General features: G+C 34.4%; 7 protein-coding genes. 4 read left to right on the plus strand and 3 right to left on the minus strand.

What is annotated here, in order from left to right; translation table 11 throughout:
- Positions 1-6: 6 nt before the first annotated feature.
- The gene (locus tag EKM79_RS09290; RefSeq protein ID WP_125568143.1) at positions 7-699 is read right to left on the minus strand and encodes an EAL domain-containing protein; all 693 of its coding nucleotides are present in this window, start codon (positions 697-699) and stop codon (positions 7-9) included.
- 62 nt (positions 700-761) lie between these two features.
- On the minus strand, positions 762-1,193 hold the full coding sequence (locus tag EKM79_RS09295) for a GNAT family N-acetyltransferase (RefSeq protein ID WP_125568145.1): 432 nt from the start codon (positions 1,191-1,193) through the stop codon (positions 762-764).
- A 321-nt stretch (positions 1,194-1,514) separates the two neighbouring features.
- On the opposite strand from EKM79_RS09295, the gene EKM79_RS09300 reads away from it, so the two are divergent.
- From EKM79_RS09300 to EKM79_RS09310, 3 genes are all read left to right on the plus strand, one after another.
- Positions 1,515-2,873, plus strand: a complete 1,359-nt coding sequence (locus EKM79_RS09300) for an FAD-dependent oxidoreductase (RefSeq protein ID WP_125568147.1) — start codon at positions 1,515-1,517, stop codon at positions 2,871-2,873.
- A 140-nt stretch (positions 2,874-3,013) separates the two neighbouring features.
- On the plus strand, positions 3,014-3,337 hold the full coding sequence (locus EKM79_RS09305) for a metal-sulfur cluster assembly factor (protein ID WP_125568149.1): 324 nt from the start codon (positions 3,014-3,016) through the stop codon (positions 3,335-3,337).
- Positions 3,283-3,699, plus strand: coding sequence for a hypothetical protein (locus tag EKM79_RS09310; protein ID WP_125568151.1), 417 nt, complete (start codon positions 3,283-3,285; stop codon positions 3,697-3,699). The genes EKM79_RS09305 and EKM79_RS09310 overlap by 55 nt, the downstream gene beginning before the upstream one ends.
- An 88-nt stretch (positions 3,700-3,787) precedes the next feature.
- Here the strand turns inward: EKM79_RS09310 and fba are convergent, their stop codons facing one another.
- Positions 3,788-4,654, minus strand: coding sequence for a class II fructose-1,6-bisphosphate aldolase (fba, locus tag EKM79_RS09315; protein WP_125568153.1), 867 nt, complete (start codon positions 4,652-4,654; stop codon positions 3,788-3,790).
- A gap of 403 nt (positions 4,655-5,057) precedes the next feature.
- Between fba and wecB the strand changes: the two genes are divergently transcribed.
- Complete coding sequence (wecB, locus tag EKM79_RS09320; RefSeq protein WP_125568155.1) at positions 5,058-6,200, plus strand: non-hydrolyzing UDP-N-acetylglucosamine 2-epimerase; 1,143 nt, start codon at positions 5,058-5,060, stop codon at positions 6,198-6,200.
- Positions 6,201-6,311 lie beyond the last annotated feature (111 nt).

Consider the following 6,311-nt stretch of genomic DNA (forward strand, 5'->3'; position numbering starts at 1 on the left):
AACGGTTTATTTTTTGTTGAAGACATCATCATCATCTTCGAGCTTAAGTAAGTGTGGCTTACCATAATAGTATCCTTGACGTAAGTCTATTTGTAGTGAGTCTGCTAGTTTATCATCAGCTTCATTCTCTATACCTTCCAATATCAAACGTAGGTTGTGTTTATTTGCATAGTCACGCCAGAAGATAACTCTATCTTCAATGTTTGGATCTCTAAATTTCTCTTTAAAGTTTTGAAGTGCAAATTTTACTTCAGATGCCATTGGTATTAGTGGCTTGATATGGTCCAATTTGTTCTCGCCAGTACCGACATCGTCCAGACTGAAGTCCATACCGTAGTCGATAAATTGCTGAATCAACGGAATCATCTCTTCGTTAGTCCACTTTTCATCTCCTGGTTCTTCAGTTAATTCTACAACTAATTTTAGTGGACGTAATTGAAGTTGTGACTTGATGATAGCTTTTCTAACTTCAGGATTCATTAATTGTGTTCTATTAATATTGACTGATACTGAACCAATCTTCAATGATAAGCGTTTGGTTGTGGCAATCAGTACCTCGGCCATAATGTGTGACGGGATATCAGAAAAATGTAATGGTGGCCGCCAGCCGTCTGTGGTCTTCTTTTTCATTAACAACTCATAGCCAATTAAGGTATTGGTGTACTTGTTCAATTGTGGCTGAATAAAATATCTGTACATAAATTTCCCCCTAAAACTGATTGCTTATACATTCCATTATACAATAACCTTAATTATTAATCCTAAAATGTAAATTTCATATCGTGATGAAGGATACCAGCTTCACGATATTGTTCTCCAATTACCTTGAATCCTAATTGAATATAAAAATCTTGGGCATGATCTTGAGCTCCCAAGATTATGTAGTTGTATCTGGCAGCTTTGGCCTTGTTGATTATATCCTTTAGTAATACTGAGGCTAGTCCCTGATGTCTGAACTCCTTTAAGACGGCTACACGCTGAATATGAATGCCATTGTCATTAGTTGGATAATAACGTGCTGTTCCAGCGGGAATATCATTAACGTAAATAGTTACGTGGGTACATTTGTCTTCTCCGTCGATTTCAATATTGGAATCCACGTTTTGTTCTTTAATAAAGACTTTTTTACGAATATCAAGAGCATCTTGATACGTTTTTGAGGATAAATCTTTAGAGTAAGTAATTTTTTTCATAATAGTCCTACCTTCAGTTGTTGAATTTAAATTATTTTACTCTTAATTTAATAATCTTTGTAGTGTAATTTGATATTACATGACATATTATTAGAATATAAAAAATATTCCATTTGAATATTCAAATTTTGATAAACGAATTTGTCATAATTGGTAGTGACAAGGTGTAAAATTAAGCTATAATCCAATTAGATATAGTTCACAAATTTCAGGACAATTAAGTAAAATAGAACGCGCAAATATGTTACTTTTATAATTAAGGGCTTTTAGTTTACTTAAAAATAAAAATAAATGCAAAAACGTCCTATGGGGAGGCACATTTTGAAAGTTATTATTGTTGGCTGTACACACGCTGGTACAGCTGCGGTTGAACAGATTTTGAAGGATCACCCTGAAACAGATGTTACTGTATATGAGCGTGAAGACAACATCTCTTTCTTATCATGTGGAATTGCTTTGTACTTAGGTCGTATTGTTGATAGACTTGAGGATATGTTTTATGCAGATCCAGGTACATTGGAAAGTCTCGGTGCAAAAGTTAAGATGAAGCATAGCGTTGAGAAAATCGATGCTAAGACTAAAACAATGATTATTAAAGATCTCGAAACTGGAAAAGAATTCGAAGATAAATATGATAAGTTAATTATGACTACCGGTTCGGTTGTAAGTACCCCTGACATTGATGGAATTGATAGTCCACGTATTATGTATTGTAAAAATTACGAACAAGCTAAGAATATTTATGAATCCGCTAAGAACTATCAAAGTATTGCTATCGTTGGTGGTGGATATGTTGGTGTAGAACTTGCAGAAAGCTATGCTAATACAGTTCATGAAGTTACCTTGATTCAATCTGGTGGTCAAATTCTTAAGAACTATATAGATAAGCCACTATCTGATAAGATTATCGGATTGCTGAAGGATCATTATGTTCATGTGTATTTAAATGAACGTGTCCAAGGTTTTGAGGATGGTAAGGAAATTACCATTAAGACTGATAAAGATACTCATAAAGCTGATTTAGTTATTGTATGTACTGGGTTTGATGCCAATACTAGTTTACTGAAGGGTCAAGTTGATATGGACGAACGTAATGCATTAATTATTAATGAATACGTTCAAACTTCTGATCCTGATATCTATTCAGCTGGTGATGCTTGTGCGGTAAACTTTAACCCAACTAAGAAACCATTGTATATTCCACTAGCTTCTAATGCTGTACGTCAAGGTGCATTAGCTGGTAAGAATGTCTTTGGTAACGTTCAGAAGTATATGGGAACACAAGGCTCAACAGGTATGGAATTGTTTGAGCACACATTAGCTTCCACTGGTATTACTTTACGTAACGCTTTAGCGGCAGGTATTAATGCTGATAGAGTTGAATATCATGCAAATTATCGTCCCGACTTTATGCCAACGAACGAGATGCTAACGATATTCTTGGTATATGATAAGGACACACGTAAGATCTTAGGAGCTCAGTTATTCAGTAAACATGAAGTTGCACAATCAGCAAATGCTGTATCTATAGCTATTCAAAATGGTAATACAATTGATGATCTGGCTTTTGTTGATATGTTGTTCCAACCAAATTATGACAATCCATGGAACTACTTGAATTTAGTTGCTCAAATGGCAATCGATAAGTTAGACTACGGTATCGTAAATAAGGATAATTGATATGAATCAAGTTTAGACAATTTTTATAAAAAAAATTGTCTTTTTTTGTGCAAAAATATTTAAAAATCTTTAAAAGATGATATATTTAAGTTGTGAAAGTGATAGCAAATACGATTCGTATTACGAAGGGAGTCGTAAGTATGGGTAAGGCGAAAAGTATTGAAGGTCAGCTGGCAGGAAATGTTATGTGTGCTTTGGAAGGTGTAATTGATCCAGAATTGGGGGTTGATGTAGTTAATTTAGGGATAATTTATAATGTTGAAATAGTTGATAATACATGTAAAGTAACTATGACATTAACTCATATGTGGTGCCCAGCTAGTGATTATCTCAAAGTAATGATTTGCCGTGCAGCTGAATCAGTTGATGGTATCGATTCTTGTGAGGTGGAGTTAGTTTCGGAACCAAAATGGACGGTAGACAAAATGAGCCGTGTGGCAAGAATAGCCATGAATATGGAATAACAAAAAAGAAACCTAAGACGGCAAATATCTTAGGTTTCTTTTTGTTAGGGGTTTGTTTCTTTAAAACTGTGGGGGATATATCTATTACGAAAACTTATCCACGCTTTTATTTTTCCAGGGAGGCTAAATTAGGAAGTAGAGCAGGCGTGGATAAAATTGTTGAGTATACCAATATTATCACAGGACCTCCTTACTTAAGAGATTTCTCTCTTATTTATGCTCATATTATAGCAGGATTAATTGCAATTCACAATATACAAATACATTTTCATTGTGCTTTCACAATTGGATACAGTGTAATACGTTACCATTTAACGATACTTGTGATAATAAAATTCAAAAATATTTTTCACAATATATAATTTTCTGTAAAATATCAATTATAACTATACCAATTATAAAAAGCAAAAAAAAAAGAGAGATGATATCATCTCTCTTAATAACAAACTATTATAGTGAAGGTGTACCGAACCACTTGATACGTTCCTTAGTTGTTTCTGTAATAGCCTTTGCACCAGGTGCTAGTAACTTACGTGGGTCATAACCCTTTTCGTCAATATCCAAGTCTTTCTTAGCTTCGATATATTCACGTGTTGCTTTAGCAAATGATAGTTGTAATTCAGTATTAACGTTAACCTTTGAGATACCCATTGAAACAGCCTTGATGATTTGTTCCTTAGGAATACCTGAACCACCATGAAGAACAAGTGGTGTCTTGATAACATCAGCTAATTCCTTAAGACGGTCAAAGCTTAAACCTTTCCAGTTGTCAGGGTAAACACCATGAATGTTACCAATACCAACAGCAAGGTAATCAACGCCTGTAGCTGCAAGTGTCTTAGCTTCTTCAACATCAGCTAATTCACCAAGACCAACGATACCATCTTCAGTACCACCGATTGAACCAACTTCAGCTTCAACAGAGATATTCTTAGCATGTGCTAATTTAACGATTTCCTTTGTCTTTTCAAGGTTTTCGTCGAATGGTAAGTCATGTCCATCGAACATAACTGAGTTGTAACCAACTTCGATACATTCCTTAGCAGCTTCATAGTTACCATGATCCAAGTGCATAACAACTGGAACAGTGATACCCATTGATTTGATTGTGTCTTGTACTAGGTGTAAGCAAAGTTCATAACCACCCATGTACTTTGCAGCACCCATTGATGTTTGAACCAATACTGGTGTGTTTGTTTCTTGGGCTGCAGCTAAAATAGAGCGAGTCCATTCCAAGTCGTTGATGTTAAAAGCACCAACAGCATATTTGCCTTTACGGGCATTGTTGAAAATTTCGTTACCGTTTGTTAAAACCATCGATAATCCTCCAATAAATTCATCTTTGAATACAACTGATATTTTAACTCAAAACTTAACGAATTCATATGTTTTTTGTAAAAGTATTTACAGTAAAGGTGTACCTTTGATGTGAAAATATACTATGAAAGCAATTATATAAAGGATTATAAGCCCCAATAAAATAAACCACCAGTATTTCTTACCGTTGGATTTCATAAATGTATTGTAAATTGCCATTACAAGAAAAAAAGCAAGTAAAGTTGTTAGGGTACTGAGTATTATAAGTATCGGAATATTTATTATCATGGAATTAATTATAGCAAGTTTTTTCAGAAAATAACTATAATATTGTAATCTATTGTTGACTATATAATATTTGTACATTCTGATATACTTTGGGAAGGTTATTGAGGTGATTATATTGAAAAAAATCAAAGTTATGACAGTCTTTGGAACACGTCCAGAGGCAATTAAAATGGCACCATTAGTTTTAAAGTTAAAACAAAATAGTGATCGATTTGAAACTGTTACGGTTGTAACGGCTCAACATCGTGAAATGTTGGACTCAGTTCTTGAAATATTTAAGATCAAACCTGACTATGATTTGAATATTATGAAAGAACGCCAAACACTTAGTGGTATCACTGGATTAGTTTTGAAAGAGTTAGACAGTATCATTGAGAAAGAAGAACCAGATATTGTTCTAGTTCATGGTGATACAACAACTACATTCAGTGCTGCATTATCAGCCTTTTATCATCAAACAAGTATCGGACATGTTGAGGCTGGCTTGAGAACTTGGAATAAGTATTCTCCATGGCCAGAAGAAATGAATCGTCAAATGACTGATGATTTGTCTGATTTATATTTTGCTCCAACAAGTCAAAGCAAAGCTAATTTATTGAAAGAAAATCACGACGGAGATAATGTCTTTATCACAGGTAATACTGCTATTGATGCACTTCGTAGTACAGTTCATCAAGATTATCATCACGATATTTTGGATATCATTGATCCTAACAAGAAGATGATCCTTATAACAATGCATCGTCGTGAAAATCAAGGCGAACCAATGAAACAAGTCTTTCGTGCTATGAAACGTGTAGTAGAGAAGCATGATGATATTGAATTGATCTATCCAGTTCATTTGAATCCAGTTGTTCAACAAACAGCTAAGGATATCTTGGGAGACGTTGATCGTGTACACTTGATTGATCCGTTGGATGTTGTTGATTTTCATAACTTGGCATCGAAGAGTTATTTCATTATGACTGATTCTGGTGGTGTTCAAGAAGAGGCACCTTCATTAGGTAAGCCAGTATTAGTGCTTCGTGATACAACTGAACGTCCAGAAGGTGTTACCGCTGGTACATTGAAGTTAGTCGGTACTGATTCAGAAGTTGTAGAACGTGAAATGAGTCGATTGATTGAAGATAAGTCTGAGTATGATCGCATGGCTAATGCTAAGAATCCATACGGTGATGGTAAAGCATCAGATAGAATCATGGATGCTATTAGTTATCATTTTGGACAAACAGACGTTAAACCAAATGAGTTTGAATAAATAAAAAAGAGTGAAGCAAGGATTTAAAATTCGGTTCTTTCTCAAGTTTGGTTATAAGAGATTTAGACCGGATTAGTAATCCAGTTCTGATTAAACTTTTGAAGATTAAAA

The organism is Companilactobacillus insicii (assembly GCF_003946015.1).
Taxonomy (GTDB): Bacteria; Bacillota; Bacilli; order Lactobacillales; family Lactobacillaceae; genus Companilactobacillus; species Companilactobacillus insicii.